Origin of the sequence: Phytoamicus setariae (assembly GCF_016722925.1) — a bacterium.
Taxonomy (GTDB): domain Bacteria; phylum Pseudomonadota; class Alphaproteobacteria; order Rhizobiales; family Rhizobiaceae; genus Rhizobium_E; species Rhizobium_E setariae.
Window position 1 is genome coordinate 13752 of record NZ_JAEQNC010000024.1, and the last position, 17879, is coordinate 31630.

Annotated in this window: 17 protein-coding genes and 3 tRNA genes; 13 read left to right on the plus strand and 7 right to left on the minus strand. The window is 58.9% G+C overall.

The features are described from left to right. Positions 1-79: 79 nt before the first annotated feature. The 3 genes from JJB09_RS25745 to JJB09_RS25755 all read right to left on the minus strand — a co-directional run bounded on the left by JJB09_RS25745 (position 80) and on the right by JJB09_RS25755 (position 2004). Positions 80-370, minus strand: a complete 291-nt coding sequence (locus JJB09_RS25745; RefSeq protein WP_201663963.1) for a PRC-barrel domain-containing protein — start codon at positions 368-370, stop codon at positions 80-82. A gap of 482 nt (positions 371-852) precedes the next feature. Further along, positions 853-928 (minus strand) — tRNA-Thr (locus JJB09_RS25750). Positions 929-1074: 146 nt separating this feature from the next. Further along, entirely contained in the window at positions 1075-2004 is a 930-nt protein-coding gene (locus JJB09_RS25755; protein ID WP_201663964.1) for an alpha/beta hydrolase, read from the minus strand. A 118-nt stretch (positions 2005-2122) separates the two neighbouring features. On the opposite strand from JJB09_RS25755, the gene JJB09_RS25760 reads away from it, so the two are divergent. The 3 genes from JJB09_RS25760 to JJB09_RS25770 all read left to right on the plus strand — a co-directional run bounded on the left by JJB09_RS25760 (position 2123) and on the right by JJB09_RS25770 (position 3778). Continuing rightward, positions 2123-3178 (plus strand): hypothetical protein, encoded by a 1056-nt coding sequence (locus JJB09_RS25760; RefSeq protein WP_201663965.1) that lies wholly within the window; start codon positions 2123-2125, stop codon positions 3176-3178. A gap of 80 nt (positions 3179-3258) precedes the next feature. Next, positions 3259-3471, plus strand: coding sequence for an alkylphosphonate utilization protein (locus tag JJB09_RS25765; RefSeq protein WP_201663966.1), 213 nt, complete (start codon positions 3259-3261; stop codon positions 3469-3471). Positions 3472-3541: 70 nt separating this feature from the next. Further along, a complete protein-coding gene (locus tag JJB09_RS25770) occupies positions 3542-3778 on the plus strand; it encodes a hypothetical protein (RefSeq protein WP_246748988.1) in 237 nt (78 codons plus the stop codon). A 7-nt stretch (positions 3779-3785) separates the two neighbouring features. Here JJB09_RS25770 and JJB09_RS25775 read toward each other — a convergent pair whose 3' ends face one another. Continuing rightward, entirely contained in the window at positions 3786-4649 is an 864-nt protein-coding gene (locus tag JJB09_RS25775) for a TrmH family RNA methyltransferase (RefSeq protein ID WP_201663967.1), read from the minus strand. Between the two features lie 180 nt (positions 4650-4829). Here JJB09_RS25775 and JJB09_RS25780 point away from each other — a divergent pair. The 4 genes from JJB09_RS25780 (at position 4830) to ku (JJB09_RS25795) (ending at position 6790) form a co-directional block, all read left to right on the plus strand. Further along, positions 4830-4914, plus strand: a tRNA-Tyr gene (locus JJB09_RS25780). A 21-nt stretch (positions 4915-4935) separates the two neighbouring features. After that, a tRNA-Gly gene (locus JJB09_RS25785) sits at positions 4936-5009 on the plus strand. Between the two features lie 435 nt (positions 5010-5444). After that, positions 5445-5762: a hypothetical protein gene (locus JJB09_RS25790; protein ID WP_201663968.1), complete on the plus strand. Its 318-nt coding sequence runs from the start codon at positions 5445-5447 to the stop codon at positions 5760-5762. A gap of 236 nt (positions 5763-5998) precedes the next feature. Next, positions 5999-6790: a non-homologous end joining protein Ku gene (gene ku, locus JJB09_RS25795; RefSeq protein ID WP_201663969.1), complete on the plus strand. Its 792-nt coding sequence runs from the start codon at positions 5999-6001 to the stop codon at positions 6788-6790. 4 nt (positions 6791-6794) lie between these two features. Here ku (JJB09_RS25795) and ligD read toward each other — a convergent pair whose 3' ends face one another. Further along, positions 6795-9323 carry a DNA ligase D gene (gene ligD / locus JJB09_RS25800; RefSeq protein WP_201663970.1) on the minus strand — a complete coding sequence of 843 codons (2529 nt, stop codon included), beginning with the start codon at positions 9321-9323 and terminating at the stop codon, positions 6795-6797. Positions 9324-9326: 3 nt separating this feature from the next. Further along, on the minus strand, positions 9327-10154 hold the full coding sequence (gene ku, locus JJB09_RS25805) for a non-homologous end joining protein Ku (RefSeq protein WP_201663971.1): 828 nt from the start codon (positions 10152-10154) through the stop codon (positions 9327-9329). 673 nt (positions 10155-10827) lie between these two features. On the opposite strand from ku (JJB09_RS25805), the gene JJB09_RS25810 reads away from it, so the two are divergent. The 3 genes from JJB09_RS25810 (at position 10828) to JJB09_RS25820 (ending at position 13399) form a co-directional block, all read left to right on the plus strand. Continuing rightward, positions 10828-11532 (plus strand): GntR family transcriptional regulator, encoded by a 705-nt coding sequence (locus JJB09_RS25810; protein WP_201663972.1) that lies wholly within the window; start codon positions 10828-10830, stop codon positions 11530-11532. A gap of 136 nt (positions 11533-11668) precedes the next feature. Continuing rightward, positions 11669-12631, plus strand: coding sequence for a dihydrodipicolinate synthase family protein (locus tag JJB09_RS25815; protein ID WP_201663973.1), 963 nt, complete (start codon positions 11669-11671; stop codon positions 12629-12631). A 135-nt stretch (positions 12632-12766) separates the two neighbouring features. Beyond that, positions 12767-13399 (plus strand): LysE family translocator, encoded by a 633-nt coding sequence (locus tag JJB09_RS25820; protein ID WP_201663974.1) that lies wholly within the window; start codon positions 12767-12769, stop codon positions 13397-13399. Positions 13400-13443: 44 nt separating this feature from the next. Here the strand turns inward: JJB09_RS25820 and JJB09_RS25825 are convergent, their stop codons facing one another. Next, positions 13444-14481 (minus strand): Ldh family oxidoreductase, encoded by a 1038-nt coding sequence (locus JJB09_RS25825; protein ID WP_201663975.1) that lies wholly within the window; start codon positions 14479-14481, stop codon positions 13444-13446. Positions 14482-14631: 150 nt separating this feature from the next. Here JJB09_RS25825 and JJB09_RS25830 point away from each other — a divergent pair, with 150 nt between their 5' ends. From JJB09_RS25830 to JJB09_RS25840, 3 genes are all read left to right on the plus strand, one after another. After that, the gene (locus JJB09_RS25830) at positions 14632-16149 is read left to right on the plus strand and encodes an aldehyde dehydrogenase (NADP(+)) (RefSeq protein WP_201663976.1); all 1518 of its coding nucleotides are present in this window, start codon (positions 14632-14634) and stop codon (positions 16147-16149) included. Positions 16150-16329: 180 nt separating this feature from the next. Then, a complete protein-coding gene (locus JJB09_RS25835) occupies positions 16330-17136 on the plus strand; it encodes an ABC transporter substrate-binding protein (protein WP_201663977.1) in 807 nt (268 codons plus the stop codon). Between the two features lie 72 nt (positions 17137-17208). After that, positions 17209-17874, plus strand: coding sequence for an amino acid ABC transporter permease (locus JJB09_RS25840; RefSeq protein ID WP_201663978.1), 666 nt, complete (start codon positions 17209-17211; stop codon positions 17872-17874). Positions 17875-17879 lie beyond the last annotated feature (5 nt).

Below are 17879 nucleotides of genomic sequence, written 5' to 3' on the forward strand. Positions count from 1 at the left end.
GACCTCCTCATGGGTCGCGCAAATCAGCGCCAACAGCCAAAGCCTGGCACAAAGGCCAGGCTAGGTTGGAGGTTTCAACTCAGTCGAGATGCTCGGGCATTTCGTCGAGCTGATCCTTGGTCCACGTCGTGACCGCGTGGACATCTCCGTCCTCATCGCGCATGAAGTCGAGATCCGCGAGCGGGACGGCGACTGGTTTCGACCCGATTCCTAGGAAACCGCCAACGTCGATGATCGCGGCCCCGCTTTCGCTGTGGATATGATCAACGGTACCAATCGTATCGTCATCGGGTCCGTATACGGTCGCGCCTTCTAGGACTCCCGACGTGAGTTCGGTGGAAGCGAGACGTTCGTGATTTGAGTGGTCCATTTTCGGTTCTCCTTGTTCGTACCGACTAATGAAACCTATTTAAGCGCAAACTGTTCCCACCTTCCGAGTTCGTCACTTAAGCCGTCCTAAACCGCACCAGCCCCAGCGGCCCGTCGTCAACTATTTGCCACTCATTTTTGTCCAGACGAACGCGGCTCGATGTTATGTCGGGGTGGGGATTCCGCCAGCCTATAAAGCCGGACAAGCTCGGGCCATGACAGGACCCGCGTAAAACGACGCCACTTGCGCGCTTTCTCGCGTTATTCATGGCAACCCTTCAGCGAGAATGATGTCAAGCTGCTAGCCGCGCCAAGGACGCTCGGGCCTGCGATTCCATGTTGCATCCATGTTGCATGCATTCGCCGTCAGCTCAAGGAACCCATTGGAAGTCAAGGGAATCCCGTTGCAACATGATGCAACAAGGTTGGCCTTGTTATTCAAGGCTCTCCAACGGGAAGATATTGAGTTTGCTTGAGAATTTGTGGTGCCCCCAGCACGACTCGAACGCGCGACCCCCTGATTACAAATCAGGTGCTCTACCAACTGAGCTATAAGGGCATTTCCGGGGTGGGAATTAGCATATTTTCAGCCGCTGTAAAGCGAAAATTACGCAGATCGTCACATCCGGTCTGTTGCAGTGTGTTGAGCCTATGAAAACGCCGGCGGGGACATGCCGCCGGCGAAGAAAAGGCACCTTTGATCGCTCAGAGCAGCGAATCGACGAAGCTGGCCACGGTGTTTGTGTAGCTTGAGGCCAGGCCCAGCTTGGAATTGACTTCACCCGAAGAAATCGGTTGCTGCGAGACGTTGATCGTGACGCCGGCATTGCCTGCCGCCTGGGCAAAGGCATTGGCCCTGGCACATGTGTTGGACGAGCTCTCGGTCGCGCAAACAACCATCATCGGCAGGCCGGAGGATGCCACGAGGTGACTCGGCGACGAATCCTCCCAGAACTCCACATTGCTGCCGAAAGCCGTGTCGTAAATCGAGGCGTGCTCGGACGACATGATCGCCGGAATATTCAGGGCGGGCGTTTCCAGAACGACTGCGCCGGCCCAAACCGAAGCGCCCTGGTCGGATGCCAGCGACGGATTGGAGGACAGTAGCGCCACGAGGTGGCCACCGGCTCCGGCGCCCATCAGCACGATCTTGCTTTTGTTGGCGCTCCAGTTTGATGCGCTCTTCTGGATGTTGGCTATGGCAAGCGCGACGTCGGCAGCCTGAATGAGTGGATCCTTCTTCGGCAGCAGGCGGTAGTTGAGGGAGATGAAGATGTAACCCTTCGCCACCCAGTAGCCGGCCTTGTCGGCTGCCACGCCTGAGTCCTGCTTGTCGCCGCTCTTCCAGTCGCCGCCATGGACCATGACGATCACCGGCGCGTTGGAGCGGTTTTCCGGCATATAGACGTCATACTTCTGCGCGTCGTCGAGGCCGTAAGGGACATCGACATTGACTGTTGCTCCGCTGACGCCGGAATAGGCTCCCCTGAATTCGGTTGTCAGTGGATCGGACTGAAAATCGAACAGCGGATTGGCAGACGCCGCCAAACTGGCCGGCGCGGTTGCAAATAGGGAGAGGACGACAGCGGCCGTCATGCACTGTGCTGTCACGACCTTGAAGAGCTGGAAACCCATGTTCAACCTTTCCGGTTTGCGATATGGCTTTGGATGTTCGAATAGGAATATGGTTTTGGCTATTGCGCAACCGCTTCTGATCGGGATGGTTGCGGCGAAGTTTCTTGGAGGAGATTGAATGGTGCCGCTGTATCGAAATGAGACATCCGGAGCATGTTCGGCGAGCCGGAGGCGCATTTCCAGCCTTGTCGCGGCTTTCTTGGTGTTCGGTGTTGCCAACGCGGCATCGGCACAGGATGGAGAGCCGATGGATGAGCAGGATGGCGTCAGCGTCTCCTGCAACGATGGCACCGAGTTGCTCGCGCAGTTCACGGAAGAAGGCGTCGAGGTGACACTGACCGACGGACAGAAAGTCAATCTCAAGCTGGAGCGTGACGACGACAAGGGCTATTCCTACACCAACGGCAAATTCACGCTCAGCGGCGACGATGCCGGCGCGAAATGGACGGTGGGCAGGAAAGTGCCGATCGCCTGCGAGATGAAGGACGACAGCCAGCCATCGGCCTTCGATTCGCCTATTGCCATCGACGCCGACCCCCTTGCCGCCAACAAGGCCAATCCCGATGCCCAGCCGCAAGTCAACTGCTACCGGTTCCCGGGCTTCATGGTGAAAGAAGTCGATCTGGGCGAAAAGGGCGCCGAAAAGCTTGCGATCACGCCGCAGAATGCGGCCTGCAAAAAGGACGCAGGCAAGGACGAGAAGGTCATCAGCGATGAATCCGCCGGCTATTTCCTGGGTGCCAAGGGAAACCTTGTGTTTTTCCAGGCGCCGGACCAATCGAATGGCGGGCTGCCGTTCGTAGTCTATGACGCCACCACGGCCAAACGGCTTTTCGAGGATAATCTGGCCGGAGAGGACTTCGATTCTATCACGGGTGACGGTTCGAACCTGACGCTGACTTTCCGTCGCGTCTATACGGCCGATTGCTCGCTTTATCTCGATCGCAACGCATGCGGCGCTGCCGTGAAGAACGCGACCGGGCTAGGCCTTGTGGCGCCGTTGCCGGATTGTGGTCCAGCCTATGATGCCGAGAAGAAGCGTACGCCTGACTATGCCAAGGAAATTGAACAGCTACCGAGCGTGATTTCCTATCAGGCGGAGCTGAATTTCAGCGGCGGCAAGGTCAACGTGAAAGCTCTAGAGGGCGAAACCGCCTGCAGCGTTCCAAGCTGAGCTGCTCACCGGGCGCTATCGACAGCCAGAGGATGTCATGATAGCGCCCGGGCCACGGTTTTGAACGAAGGAGCAGGAATATGGACGTCAGGGATTCGAACGGCACGATTCTCGCCGAGGGCGACAATGTTACGCTGGTCAAGGACTTGAAGGTGAAGGGCACCTCCGAGACGCTGAAGCGCGGCACGATGATTAAGGGTATCCATCTCACCGACAATCCCGACGAAGTCGAGTGCCGCCATGCCAAGATCAAGGGACTGGTCCTGCGCACCGAATTTCTGAAGAAGGCGTGATCGCGCGCGCTTGAGCGCCGCTTTACGATATCGGGCAACAGGCGTAAACTTCCTGGACGGGAGCACGCCAATGCCGTCGTTCCGAACGTTTTTTGTTGTTCTTGTGCTGTGTTTGGCTGCAGGCGATGCGGCATGGGCGCACAATTGCCGCTGCCGCAATCGCGGCGTGATGTTCGAACTCGGGCAGCTTTCCTGCCTGCATGTCGATGGGACAAGCTATCTCGCACGGTGCGAGATGAAGCTCAATGTATCGTCCTGGACGAAAATCCAGGACGAATGTCCGATCACCCAGATGATTCGCGGGTGATTCCCGGCTAGGCCTTGATATGGCTGCGCGCCGCATACAGCGCAATTGCCGCTGCATTCGAGACGTTCAGCGATTTGATTGCGCCGGGCATGTCGAGACGTGCGAGCGCCTTGCAGGTCGCGCGCGTCTTCTGGCGCAGGCCTTTGCCTTCCGCACCCAGCACCAGGGCAATCTTGCTGCCGCTGAATGTCTGCTCCAGCGGTTCAGGTCCTTCCGAATCAAGGCCGATCGTCTGGAAACCCAGTTGATGGAGCTCTTCGAGCGCATCGGCGAGATTGGTAATCTGGATATAGGGAATGAGTTCCAGAGCGCCGGATGCGGATTTTGCCATCACGCCCGATTCTGTTGGCGAGTGTCTCTCTGTGGTGACAAGGGCGCCGGCGTCGAACGCCACGGCTGAACGCAGAATCGCCCCGACATTATGCGGGTCGGTGACCTGATCGAGCACCAGGATGAGCGGCTTGTCCTTGAGCGAATCGAGCTTTCGTACGGGCAAGGGGCGGGCCTCGACCAATGCTCCCTGATGGATGGCGTCCGGGCCGACCAGTTTGTCGATATCATGCGGCGCCACGATTTCGACCGGGAAGGGCAGCCCGTCCGTCTCTCCCAGTTCCAGTCTTGCAAGCGCGTTCTGCGTCACCATCAGCCGCAGGATCTTGCGGGCGGGATTGGCAACGGTCGCCTTGATGGTGTGGATGCCGTAAAGCCAGACCGTGTCGGTCGGCTGGGGCGGCGCCTTCCAGTCTCCGGCGGGCTTTTTCCTGAAGGGACTGGCTGGAGGCAACTCGCCACGCTCGCGCTTCTGGTCGCGATGGGCGCGGCGGAGGTTGGCGTAATGGGTGTCTTTGGGTGTCTTGCTGTCTTTGCTCATGAAATTGCTTTATTCCTTCGGCGGGCGGTTGTCATGGGGCAAGTCGTAAGTCGGGCTGTGGAAGCTGGATTTTTTTCACGGGACCGTGTTGACAGGAAAGAATTGGCCGGTCATATAGCCGCCATCGCTGCAACAAACAGCGGTTCGAAGTACTTGGTCGCTTGATCCGGACGAAAGAATGGAGAGATGCCCGAGTGGTTAAAGGGGACGGACTGTAAATCCGTTGGCTCAGCCTACGTTGGTTCAAATCCAACTCTCTCCACCATTCGTCATCGGATCGAACGAAGCGGGTATAGCTCAATGGTAGAGCAGCAGCCTTCCAAGCTGAATACACGGGTTCGATTCCCGTTACCCGCTCCAGTTTGGTTTCGCCTTAGTATTTGAAATCAAATAGCATTTTCGCATCTGCTGACCTTGCCTATTGAAGTTTTCGTAGTTTTTGAAGTACAAATTGTCCCACCGACGGTGCTGTTGACCATGAGGTCTAGAACAGAAACTACCGCGCCAGACCCGATACGGGAATCGGTGGCATTGTATCAGGCGGGTACCGGTCCATTTCGCTCACATCGCCAAACGCGACAGAATCGAAACTTCCCCAAAAAAATCAAATCCCTGGACGTTGTGCAGATTCGCTGAGACGCGACGGAGCGTGCCGTCGAGCACCATAAGGGGCGCGGTATTCGCAAAATGAATGCCATGTCGACCATTGAGACTATGTGTTGACTCTGCACCCAATCGCTCGCAAAGTGCCTGCCCGAATAATAGGCGCGGGGGCACGCCATAGGAGGATACACTATGGAAATTGCATCGCCGCGTCACAATTTCGACCATCCAGACCGTGGACTGGAGTGCGAGGAGGCACTTCAGAACGCATTCACCCGTGCCATCGAAAATGCAACAACGGCATTCATTGATCTCGAGCACATTTTGGCCGAGATTTCTGATGATGCGACGAGGGCTGGCTGGGAAAGGCAAGAAATCATCCAAGCCGTCCTCGAGCTGGGTCGCCTGTACATGCTAAAAGTAAAAGCACCCCGGCACCAGGGGCGAAGCCTTTCGCTCGCTAGCCAACAGAGTCGTCAATCGCGGGCCACTCTCGAAGCATACTGGTGACAGACCGGAAACCTCTGCAAAGCGTGACCGTTTAGCATCGAGCAGAACGGACATTCGCGAAATTCGCACAGCCCCGGCTGAGTTAAACTGGTAGTTGAGCCTGCCATTTTCATCAAAGGTGCCATCCGGGCATGCATTGGTTGCCGGTCGCACTTTTTATCTAAGGAACCACAAGGGACGGGAACAAAACTGCCTGCTGCCAGTTTTCGCATCAGGCGATGCTTGGGAAGGTCCACATGGCGCCACGCAGTTTTTGGAAAGGCTATCTCAAGCTCTCGCTTGTCACTTGCCCCGTCACGATGATGCCGGCGACGAGCGAGTCCGGGAAGGTGCGGTTTCATACGCTGAACCGCAAGACCGGCAACCGCGTCGTTTCACGCTACGTCGATAGTGTGACGCGCACGCTGGTGGATGAAGCTGACGAGGTGCGTGGCTATCAGCGCGACGAAGACGACTATGTCCTGCTGGAGGACGAAGACATCGAGGACGTGGCGCTCGAAAGTACGCGTACGATCGACATCGAGATGTTCGTGCCGGCCGACGAGATCGGCTGGATCTGGTACGACAAGCCACACTACCTGGTGCCGGATGACAAGATCGGCGAGGAAGCCTTCGCTGTGATCCGCGAGGCCATGTCCGCCAGCAAGGTGGCCGGTATTTCACGGCTGGTCATGTATCGCCGGGAGCGAGCGGTGCTCCTCGAGCCGCGTGATGGTGGCATCGTACTGTGGACGCTCAGATACGGCGATGAAGTGCGCAACGCCGACGATTATTTTGCGGGTCTCGACAACGGCGCTCCTGAAGCTGGGCAGCTTTCGCTGATGAACAAATATATCAAGGCGCACACGCGCAAATGGGACTCTTCGCTAGCAGAAGATCCTGTGCAGGAGCGGCTTCTTGAAATCATCGAATCCAGGAAAAAGAAGCAAAAAGGCCGTCCGGCCAAGCCGAAAGCGGAGCCGCCCGGTAACGTCATCAATATCATGGACGCCTTGAAGGAGAGTCTCGCCAGAACCCGCAAGAAATGACAGGTTAGCGACCGGTATTCTTCGGCAACGGCTTTTCGGATGAACGGAAGGTCTCCCACGGGTCGTTCGCAAGGGCGGCAAGGCGCTGGGTCGCATTGAGCACGGTAAAATAGGCCGGACCGATCGCACCCGAAAGCTCATCCCAGTCGAGCGGCATGGAGACCGGCGCGCCTTTGCGGGCACGCGAGGAATAGGCGGCCACCGCAGTCGCGCCGCGACCGTTGCGCAGATAGTCGACAAGGATCTTGCCCTTGCGTTTGGACTTGGTGATCGTCGAGACGTAGCGGTCGGGCTCATCCTCCGCCATGTCGTCGGCAATGCCCTTGGCGAAGGCCTTTACCGCTTCCCAGCCGGCGGATGGCTTGAGCGGCGTCACCACATGCAAACCCTTGCCGCCCGAGGTCTTGACAAAAACGGGGAGCCCTGCGGCTTCCAACCGCCGCCTGACTTCGTACGCGGCATTTATGATCTGTGCCCATGAGACGCCTTCTCCAGGATCAAGATCCATGATGATCATGTCAGGTTTTTCGAGGTTTTTCGTTGTCACCCCCCAGGGATGGATTTCCAGTGCCGCCGACTGCACCAGGGCAAGTAGCCCGTCGAGGTCTTCGATAACGATGAGCTCGTCTGTCGGGTCGCTGGGGTCCTGGAGGAGTTTGATCTCCTTGCTCATGCCCTTCCAGCCGTGCTTTTGAAAGAAGGTCTGGCCATCTATGCCCTCGGGCGCGCGTAGGAGTGCCAACGGACGCCCGGCCACGAAAGGTGCGATCTTGGGCCACACTTCGGCGTAATAGTCCGCCAGGCCCTCTTTTGTGACACCGGCATCCGGCCAATAGATGCGGTCGGGATGAGTCAGTTTCACTTTGCCCACCTCAGGCTTTGCAGTCCCGCCGGAGAGGGCGGACTCACGCTTGATATCTTTCGCCACCTTGTCCTCCCGCAGCCCACGGAACGCAGCGTGTCGCAATTTGCCGTCCGCCGTCCAGGCCGCAAATTCCACTTCCGCCACGAGTTCCGGCCGAACATAGGCGACGTCACGGGCAGCCACCCCCTTGAGCTTCTCGTCGAAGGGACTTTCGTCCGTTCGCAGTGCCTGCAACGTCCGAAACAGCGCCCGCGCCATGTCGGCACTATAGCCCGTGCCGACGCGACCCACATGCTGGAGCTCTCCCTTTTCGAAGACGCCCATTACCAGCGAGCCGATGGAATTCGCGGTCGCGCTAGAGGGCACATAGCCCGCAATGACGAATTCCTGGCGTGCCGAACATTTCGATTTCAGCCAGTCTTTGCTGCGGCCATGCCGGTAGGGAGCCTCGGCGAGTTTGGAGATAATACCTTCAAGCGACAGGCGGCAGGCGTGTTCGAACACAACAGGGCCCGGGTCGTCATAATGTTCACTGAAACGGAGGTTGGAGCCGCCCCTCAGCAGACCTCTCAGTACCCGCTTTCTCTCGAGCAGCGCTACGTTCCTCAGGTCATTGCCGTCTAGGTGCAGAATATCGAAGCCGTAATAAACGAAGCGGTCATTTCGTCCCACGCTAAGGTCTGCTTGCAAAGTGGAGAAATCCGAGCTTCCGGCACTGTTTTCCACCACCAGTTCTCCGTCGATCAATGCGTCCTTGACGGGTAGAGCAGCGAGCGCGTCCGTCAACACCTTGCCGAAGCGCTTCGTCCAGTCGAGGCCGTTGCGGGTTCTGAGCGTCGCCCGTCCCTTCGCGATACGGGCCTGCAGCCGGTAGCCGTCGAACTTGATCTCATGGATCCATCTCTCGCCCATTGGCGGCTTGTCGGCGAGAGTCGCAAGTTGTGGTTCGACGAATTCGGGCAGCGCGGCGCGGCGCGCCATTTTATGGCTGGAGATGTCGGTGTAGGGAGCTTGGAGAGCTTTGCCCTTGGCGCGCTGGACAGCTTTCCGTCCACTCATGCCGATCGGTCCACCTTTCTTGGAGGACCAACCGGGATCCTCGCCTTTCAGATCCTTGATCGTTCGCCCTGACAGAACCGATTCCGGCCGCTCATCGAGAATGTCCGGTTCGTCCTCCGAGCGTGCCTCTTCGTCATCGGCCTTGATCAACAACCAGTTCTCGTGCTTCTCCCGCGGCTTGGTCTGCATGCGGACCAGATGCCAGCGGCCGCGCAGCTTCTCGCCATGGAGCTCGAATTCGAGGTGGCCTTTCTTGTAGCCCTTTTCCAGATCGCCGACCGGCGTCCAGGTGCCGCGATCCCAGACAATGACCTCGCCGCCGCCATATTCGCCCTTCGGGATTGTTCCTTCGAAACCGCCATATTCCAGCGGGTGGTCCTCCACATGGACCGCAAGACGACGCTCACCGGGGACGAGGCTGGGACCGCGTGTCACCGCCCAACTTTTCAACACGCCGCCCATTTCCAGGCGGAAGTCATAGTGCAGACGGGTGGCTGCATGTTGCTGGATGACAAAACTGTCGTGGCCCTTTTTGCGCACGGCCACTCGGCCGCGTGGCTCTCGCGTCCGGCTAAAGTCGCGTTTTGCGTGGTAGACGTCCAGCGCCATAGATCAGCCCGCCTTCCGCGTCGAACCTGCCCCTTTGCGGCCTACGGCCGGCTTTTCAGGGCTCTTGGCGCTGCGCCGCAAGGCCTCGAGGAGGTCGGCGGACCTGGTTTCTTTCGGCTGATTCATCTTGACGACCTTACGGCCCTCGATCTTTGCCTTGACGAGTTCGGCGAGCGCCGCTTCATAACGGTCGTCGAACTTTGCTGGATCGAAGTGACCCATCTTTGTCTGGATGATATGTCCCGCCAGATCCAGCATCTCTTTTTCGAGCTTCAGCTTCGGAATGCCGTGGAAGACCTCGATGGCACTTCGGATCTCGTAATTGTAGTGCAAAGTGCTCGCGACGAGGCCGTTTCCAAGAGCACGGATCAGGAGGGTGCGAAAACGCCGAAAGAGAACGGTACTGGCGATGGCCGTCATTTTATCCTTGGACAGCCGGTCGCGGATTAACGCGAACACCTCGATGGATTGTCTGTCGGCGGGCGCGAGGTAGTATGGCTTGTCAAAAAAAGTGTCATCAACATCCGAACAGGCGACAAAAACGTCGATGTCCAACGTCTTATCGCTTTCCGGAACCGCCGCGGCGATCTCTTCCGGCTCGATTTCGACATAGCGGCCATCGGCCACCTCGTAGCCCTTCACCTGTTCGTCGTGCGGTACGATCGTACCCGTCTGAACATCGACGAACTCCCGATTGAGGCGGTTTCCTGTCTTGCGATTGACCATATGGAAGGAAACGCGGTCGGATGTGGAGGCTGCCGTATAGAGCGCTACTGCGCAGGTGAGCTCGCCGACTTTGAGATAGCCTTTCCAATTCGCCCTTGGTGACACGGTCCGATTCCTCCAGCCTTGCGGATAACCAGCCAGCGCACAGAAATGTTCCATTGCCTTTCGGCCGGTCGGTTCTTTCGCGCCTGAACCCGAGACAGAGGATTATAAAGGAAAGTGGGCGTTGCTCCAAACTAGCACGGTAACATTTCTTTCAGTCGGTTACCGGGAACGCCGCCTGTAATGATTGCCACCTTGTTCTCAAGTTTGCCGAGCCCGGATAAAAATGGCGCGTCATACATCGCGCTTGGGTCGAGTTGGGCCTCACGACCCGGCTTAGGTTGATACTGCTTAGGAAACGGCGGCACCGGATATGCGTGACAGATCGGCCCGTAACACGGGTCGCGCACCGGGATGGTACAGATGGGTCGCGGGTAGTGTCTGTTCCAACGAGCCTTCGTATAACGGTGCGTGAGGATTTTCTTAACTTCGCAAGTCCGCTTGATAACTGCCGCGAATCAAGCTCAGCTTGGTTTGCCCGGCCTCAACGCAAGAACAGATGTGGCAGCCAAAGTAGTTCGTAGAGGTGGTTCGGTTCGTGCTCAAATTGGCAGAGCGTGTCGTTGTGAGACGCTTGTGCGCGGATTTTTCTAATCTCTGGCCGCGCCAGATCGCGGAAGCTATTGATCTAATTGGCATAGGGAAGTATTTCTCTTGTCGACAAGAGGATTTCCAAATGACCGACACCGAAACCAATTCCGTCCCCGAACGCAAGCGCGGCTCCGGCGTGAAGATGGTCTACGACCTTCTGCGTGACGAGATTCTCGATCTGGTTCTCCCTCCAGGCAGCCCGATCGATGAGGTCCAACTGGCCGAACGCTTCAAGATGTCGCGCACGCCCATCCGCGAGGCGCTGGTGCGTTTGGCGGGCGAGGGGCTGATTGACACCTTGCCCAATCGATCGACCATGGTGGCGAATATCGACTTCCTGAATATGCATACCTTCTTCGATGCGTTGGTGCTAATGTACCGCGTTACGACACGTCTGGCGGCCCAGTACCACCGCCCGGAGGATTTGCAGGTGATCCGCGCTCATCAGGCCGAGTTTGCTGCGGCAGTCCAGGCGCAGGATGCGTTGGCGATGATCGCCACAAATGCCGCTTTCCATTCGGCGATCGCCGAGGCGGGCCGCAATCCTTACTTTGTCGCACTCTTCAACCGCATTCTCGATGAGGGGCGGCGAATCCTGCGGCTCTACTACCAGTCTTATGAAGACCGGCTGCCGCAACAGTATGTCGACGAGCATGAGGAGATAATCGCCGTCATCGCCGCCCGCGATACTGAGGCGGCCGACCGTTTGGCGAAGACGCACGCCGAGCAGATCGTCCACCAGATACAAAAACTTTTCACCCGCGAGCAGCGGTTGGATATCGCATTGTGAATTTCTGCGTGAATCTCTGTCGATTTCTTGTCGACAAATAAAATGCAAGGTGTATTATAGTTCACGAAGGCACGGATTTGCCGTCTATGAAGGCGTGGCGATCTCCGGCCGTTCGATAGGTCAATAGGAGTTTGTGATGAAAGCCCAGATTTTTTCCGGCGTAATTCCCGCGCTGATGACCCCATGCAAGGAAGACCGTACCCCTGATTTCGATGCGCTTGTCCGCAAGGGTAAGGAACTGATTGCCCAGGGTATGTCGGCGGTTGTCTATTGCGGCTCGATGGGTGATTGGCCGCTTCTGACCGACGCGCAGCGTATGGAAGGCGTAGAACGTCTGGTGAAGGCCGGTGTGCCGGTTATCGTCGGTACAGGCGCCGTCAACACTGCTTCGGCAGTGGCTCATGCTGCCCATGCCCAGAAGGTTGGCGCTCAGGGCCTCATGGTCATTCCGCGCGTTCTGTCGCGTGCGTCCGTCATTGCTGCCCAGAAGAACCACTTCAAAGCAATTCTGGCTGCTGCCCCGGACCTCCCGGCGGTCATCTACAACAGCCCGTATTACGGCTTCGCCACGCGTGCGGACCTGTTCTTCGCACTCCGCGCCGAGCATCCGAACCTCATCGGCTTCAAGGAATTCGGTGGCGCGGCTGACATGCGCTATGCGGCCGAGAACATCACCAGCCGCGATGACGACGTGTCGCTGATGATCGGCGTCGATACCTGCGTCTTCACCGGTTTCGTCGATTGCGGTGCGACCGGCGCGATCACGGGCATTGGCTGCGTTCTGCCGAAGGAAGTCCTGCATATGTGCAACCTGGCGCGGGCTGCCGGTGCCGGCGATGCAGATGCCCGCCAGCGCGCGCTGGAACTGGAGCAGGCGCTTGGCGTTCTCTCCTCCTTCGACGAAGGCCCGGATCTGGTTCTCTACTTCAAGCACATGATGGTGCTGAAGGGCGACAAGGAATACACGCTGCACTTCTACGAGACCGATGCACTGTCCGACAGCCAGCGCGGTTACGTCGAAGCCCAGCTCAAGCTCTTCGACACCTGGTATGCCGAATGGAGCAAGCTGCCGGGCGCGGTACAGAAGTGCAAGGCCTAACGGCCTGACGCCCGACTTTCCAGTTTGAAGTATTTGCGCCGCCCGTAGCCAATGCCGCGGGCGGCGTTCTTTTGCCATTGCCGCAACGGTCCGATTTTGCGAGTGTCGCGGTAAACCGGAACGAGAGAAATCGAGATGGCCTCCCTGAATGTGCTGCTTGCCTTCGCCATCACTACGGCGATCTTCGCCTTCATTCCGGGTCCCGCCATGCTCTACGCCGCAGCCAGGACGATGGCTGGCGGTCGCTCAGCAGGCCTGATGGCCGTCCTCGGCATCCATCTCGGTGCCTATGCGCATATCATCGCGGCAGCTGCCGGTCTTTCGGCGCTGTTCCATGCCGTGCCGGTCGCCTATACCGTCGTCAAGTTCGCTGGCGCAGCCTACCTCGTCTGGCTTGGTTTCTCGCTCTTCCGTTCTAAGGATGTAAGCTTGGAAAGCGCAGTGGGCAACGCGCCGAAGGATCGGCGGCGGGCTTTCCTGCAAAGCGTCACCGTAGAAGTCCTCAATCCCAAAACGGCGATTTTCTTCCTCGCCTTCCTGCCGCAGTTCGCGAAGGACGGCGCCGGTCTGCCGATCTGGGTACAACTTGCTATTCTGGGAACGGTGGTGAACCTCATCTTCACCTTGGCCGATGTTGTCTCAGTGCTACTCGCGGATCTAATCCTTTCACGGCTGAAACAGTCTGGCGGGGTGCAAAGACTGGTGCGCAAGGCGGGCGGAACGATCCTGATCGGCCTTGGTGCCCATCTCGCTTTGCAAAAGGGCTGAGGGCCGCGGCGAACACTTCGCCACGGCAAGTCGGATTGGATCCGTCAGGCGACCGCGTCCAGTCCGAGCGCGAGAAGACGGTCGAGCTGTTCAATCTCTGCGGCTGTCAGAGTGACGCCTTCCGTTTCCGATTTGCGACGGGCGACAAAGCGGCGTTGCGAGGGCAGGCGCGCACCCTGGCCGACGATTGCCTCGAACAGCACCTCGGCGCGTGCGAACGGATTGCCCGGCCGTCCGGCGGCGAAAGCTTCCGGCGAAAAGGCGATAATGAGTTCGCCGTGGAAAGGCGCCAGCGTCGTGGTGCCGAGATAGTCAAGCACTTCAGGGCTGGTCAGGTCGCCGATCATGATGCCCGCCAGCAGTTCGATCATGGTGCCGATGGCCGAACCCTTATGACTGCCGAACGGCAGCATGGCCCCGGCGAGCGCAGCGTCCGGATCGGTCGTCGGATTGCCTTCCGCGTCGATCGCCCAGCCTTCTGGCAACTGTTTGCCGGCGCGGCGATGCAGTTCGATTTCGCCTCGGGCAGCGACGGAAGTTGCGAAGTCGAAGACGTAAGGCGGGTTGCCAGTGCGCGGCCAGCCGAAGGCGAAGGGATTGGTGCCTAGCAGCGGCTTGTTGCCGCCAGCGGGCGCAACGGTCGAGTAGCTCGGACACATCACCAGCGCGGCGAGGCCCTGGTCCGTGACGCCTTCTACCTCCGGCCAGAGTGCCGAGAAATGGGTGCAGTCGTTGATCACCAGCGCGGCGAGGCCGCAGGACCGGGCGCGATCCGCCAGCACAGGAAGGCCGAGCTCGAAGGCCGGATTGGCGAAGCCGCCCTTGGCATTCACCTTGACGATGGCCGAGTTTTCCTGCGGCAGAAGTTCCGGCACGGCATCCGGATTGACCTTGCCAGCCTTCACCGTGCGCAGGGCGCCCTCAATTCGGTAGATGCCATGCGATTTGCAGGCATCACGTTCACCGGCCACGATCACCCGCGAAATGGCACCGGCCTGAACAGCGTTCAGCCCGCCCTTGAGGAAAATTGCCTCAACGCGTTCCTGCAGCGCGGTGATTGTCAGGGTCGTGGTTTGTGTCATTGTAAATTCTCTCACGTCTCATCCTGGCCGAATGGCCAAGGTGGTTGATGTTTTGCATACATAGAGTATACAAAAATACGAAGAGTGCAAATCACCCGTGGGTCTATTCTGACCGAAGTGCGCCCCGGGTTCGAGAGAAAGGAAAGTCAAATGGCCTTCATCCCCAATGGAAAACACCTCGTCGCGGGCGAGTGGCTCGAAGGGGCAGGAACATTCGCTTCCGCCCCAGCGCACGGTCCTGTGCATCAATTCGCTGTCGGAACCGTGAATCTGGTGGCGCGCGCCTGTGAAGCCGCCGAGGACGCCTCCTGGAGCTATGGCAATACGTCCCGCGCGGAGCGCGCCGCATTCCTGCGTGCCATCGCCGATGAGATCGAATCCCGGGCAGAGGCGATTACTGAAATCGGCAGTCAGGAAACCGGCCTGCCGGAGGCGCGGCTTCAGGGCGAGCGAGGCCGCACGACCGGCCAGCTGCGGCTCTTTGCCGACCATATAGAGAAGGGTGAACACCTCGATCGCCGTTTTGACGCCGCGCTGCCAGATCGCCAGCCGGCTGCCCGGCCGGAGATCCGGCTCATTCAGCGGCCGATTGGCCCCGTGGCAGTCTTCGGCGCCTCGAATTTCCCACTCGCGTTCTCGACGGCGGGTGGCGACACTGCGGCGGCACTGGCTGCCGGCTGCCCGGTGGTGGTGAAAGGGCATTCTGCTCATCCCGGCACCGGCGAGATCGTGGCGCAGGCCATTGAGGCCGCCATCCGCAAGACCGGCGTTCATCCGGGAGTCTTCTCGCTGATCCAGGGTGGCAATCGCGAGGTCGGCCATGCACTGGTGCAGCATCCACGCATCAAAGCAGTTGGCTTTACCGGATCGCTTGCCGGAGGCCGTGCACTCTTCGATCTTTGTGCCGCTCGGCCGGAGCCGATCCCGTTCTTCGGTGAACTTGGCTCGGTCAATCCGATGTTCCTGTTGCCTGAGGCCCTTGAGGCGCGCTCCGTGGCGCTGGGGCAGGGATGGGCCGGTTCGCTCGTCATGGGCGCGGGGCAGTTCTGCACCAATCCCGGCATCGCCGTCGTGGTAGAAGGCGAAGCCGCCGACCGCTTTACCGCAGCCACGGTCGAGGCCCTGGGCAAGGTGGCGCCGCAGACAATGCTGACGGATGGCATTGCCAAGGCCTATCAGGCTGGGCAGGCGCGCTTTGCCACCCGCAACACACTCAAGCCGCTGCTGGTCACTGAATCCTCTGGTCGGGCTGCCAGCCCGAACCTGTTCGAAACGACAGGTGCACAGTTCCTTTCCGACCATGCGCTGGGCGAAGAAGTCTTCGGGCCGCTCGGACTCGTGGTCCGGGTGGGTTCGCTTGACGAAATGGAGCAACTCGCGCGCGGGTTCGAGGGTCAGCTGACCGCGACTATCCATATGGACGCGGCCGATCTGGAAGCCGCACGCCGCTTGCGTCCGGTGCTGGAACGCAAGGCGGGCCGGGTGCTTGTTAACGGCTTCCCAACCGGCGTTGAGGTGGTGGATTCAATGGTGCATGGCGGGCCGTACCCGGCCTCGACCAATTTCGGCGCAACGAGCGTCGGCACGATGTCGATTCGACGTTTCCTTCGTCCCGTGGCATATCAGAACATGCCGGAAGGTCTTCTGCCTGAGGATTTCCTCGGCTGATCTCTCTATCGGCTAATTTGGGGAGGGCTTTCCACAGGGTAAGGCCCTCCCACGGAGGAATAATTCCTTTTTGTTATATACCTTTTGTATACTGTTTGTATTTTTCTGTTGATTTGTGCTTTCCAAAGCGGAATAGTGATGCCGTCGTGAAACGAAAGACCAATTTTGGGAGAGAGACAAATGAAAACCTCGGTATTCGTATTCGGCCTCGTTGCCGCCACCGCACTGACCAGCACGGCTTACGCCGATAAGCTGGATGATGTCATCTCCTCGGGCACGCTGCGTTGCGCCGTGGTGCTCGACTTCCCGCCCATGGGCTCGCGTGATGCGAACAACAATCCGGTCGGCTTCGACGTGGATTACTGCAACGATCTGGCCAAGTCACTCGGTGTCACTGCCGAGATTGTGGAAACCCCGTTCCCCGAGCGTATTCCCGCGCTGATGTCGGGTCGCGTGGATGTGGGCGTCGCGTCGACCTCCGACACGCTTGAGCGCGCCAAGACCGTCGGCATGACGATTCCGTACTTCGCCTTCGAAATGGCGGTCACTTCCAATGACAAGACGGGTATCAAGACTTTCGAAGACATGAAGGGCAAGGTCGTGGGCGCCACCGCCGGAACCTTCGAAGCCATCGCGCTGGAAAAGCAGGTCAAGGAATGGGGTGCGGGCGAGTTCCGTCCTTATCAGACGCAGGCTGACGTGTTCCTGGCGCTGAGCCAGGGGCAGATCGATGCCACCGTCTCCACCTCGACCGTTGCTCAGGCCAATGTGAAGACCGGCAAGTTCCCCGGCGTCTCGGTCGTCGGCAAGGCGCCGTTTGACATCGACTATGTGGCCCTCTTCACCAACCGCGAAGAATACGGCTTCATCAACTACCTTAACCTGTTCATCAATCAGCAGGTCCGCACCGGCCGTTATGCTGAACTCTACGAGAAATGGGTTGGCGGCGAGCTGCCGGCTCTGTCGGTGAACGGCGTTTACCGCTAATGTAACCGTTTCCCTGACGGCGCGAGACAACCTCTCGCGCCGTTGGTCCCCCTTCCGATAGGTGAAACGGCAATGTTCAACTACACCTTCCACTGGAACCAGGCACTGAAGGCGCTGCCGCAGATGCTCGATGGAGCGCTGGTCACGCTGCAGATTGCGCTGCTATCCATGGCCATCGGACTGGCTTGCGCCATGGCCTTGACCTTGTTTCGGCTGTCAGGCAACCGCATCCTCGGCGGTTTCGCCACAGCCTGGGTCGAGGTCGCGCGAAACACGCCAGCGCTCTTCCAGATCTACATGGCCCATTTCGGCCTCGGCAATTTCGGCATTCACCTGAGCCCGTTCACCTCGCTGCTGATCGGTATTGCCTTCAACAATGCTGGCTATCTGGCCGAGAACTTCCGCGGCGCACTCAAGGCCATCCCCGACACCCAGGCCCGGGCCGGCCGTTCGCTCGGCATGACCTCCCTGCAAGCTTTCCGGCTGATCGTCCTTCCGCAGATGTTGCGCGTGGCCTTCCTGCCGATAATCAATCAGATGGTCTGGGCGATCCTGATGACTTCGCTGGGTGTCACCGTCGGCATGAATACCGACCTCGCCGGTGTTACGCAGGAGCTGAATGCGCGCTCTTTCCGCACCTTTGAATTCTTCGCTTTGGCCGCTGTGATATACTATCTCATCGCCAAAGCCGTCACGCTGGCAGCGCGGGCACTCGCCTCGCGTATGTTCCGCTACTGAGAGAG

Coding starts and splice junctions, on each gene's coding strand:
- JJB09_RS25745 (WP_201663963.1), bottom strand. CDS start 370: ATGGACCACTCAAATCACGAACGTCTCGCTTCCACCGAACTCACGTCG.
- JJB09_RS25755 (WP_201663964.1), bottom strand. CDS start 2,004: ATGGGTTTCCAGCTCTTCAAGGTCGTGACAGCACAGTGCATGACGGCC.
- JJB09_RS25760 (WP_201663965.1), top strand. CDS start 2,123: ATGGTGCCGCTGTATCGAAATGAGACATCCGGAGCATGTTCGGCGAGC.
- JJB09_RS25765 (WP_201663966.1), top strand. CDS start 3,259: ATGGACGTCAGGGATTCGAACGGCACGATTCTCGCCGAGGGCGACAAT.
- JJB09_RS25770 (WP_246748988.1), top strand. CDS start 3,542: ATGCCGTCGTTCCGAACGTTTTTTGTTGTTCTTGTGCTGTGTTTGGCT.
- JJB09_RS25775 (WP_201663967.1), bottom strand. CDS start 4,649: ATGAGCAAAGACAGCAAGACACCCAAAGACACCCATTACGCCAACCTC.
- JJB09_RS25790 (WP_201663968.1), top strand. CDS start 5,445: ATGGAAATTGCATCGCCGCGTCACAATTTCGACCATCCAGACCGTGGA.
- ku (WP_201663969.1), top strand. CDS start 5,999: ATGGCGCCACGCAGTTTTTGGAAAGGCTATCTCAAGCTCTCGCTTGTC.
- ligD (WP_201663970.1), bottom strand. CDS start 9,323: ATGGCGCTGGACGTCTACCACGCAAAACGCGACTTTAGCCGGACGCGA.
- JJB09_RS25810 (WP_201663972.1), top strand. CDS start 10,828: ATGACCGACACCGAAACCAATTCCGTCCCCGAACGCAAGCGCGGCTCC.
- JJB09_RS25815 (WP_201663973.1), top strand. CDS start 11,669: ATGAAAGCCCAGATTTTTTCCGGCGTAATTCCCGCGCTGATGACCCCA.
- JJB09_RS25820 (WP_201663974.1), top strand. CDS start 12,767: ATGGCCTCCCTGAATGTGCTGCTTGCCTTCGCCATCACTACGGCGATC.
- JJB09_RS25825 (WP_201663975.1), bottom strand. CDS start 14,481: ATGACACAAACCACGACCCTGACAATCACCGCGCTGCAGGAACGCGTT.
- JJB09_RS25830 (WP_201663976.1), top strand. CDS start 14,632: ATGGCCTTCATCCCCAATGGAAAACACCTCGTCGCGGGCGAGTGGCTC.
- JJB09_RS25835 (WP_201663977.1), top strand. CDS start 16,330: ATGAAAACCTCGGTATTCGTATTCGGCCTCGTTGCCGCCACCGCACTG.
- JJB09_RS25840 (WP_201663978.1), top strand. CDS start 17,209: ATGTTCAACTACACCTTCCACTGGAACCAGGCACTGAAGGCGCTGCCG.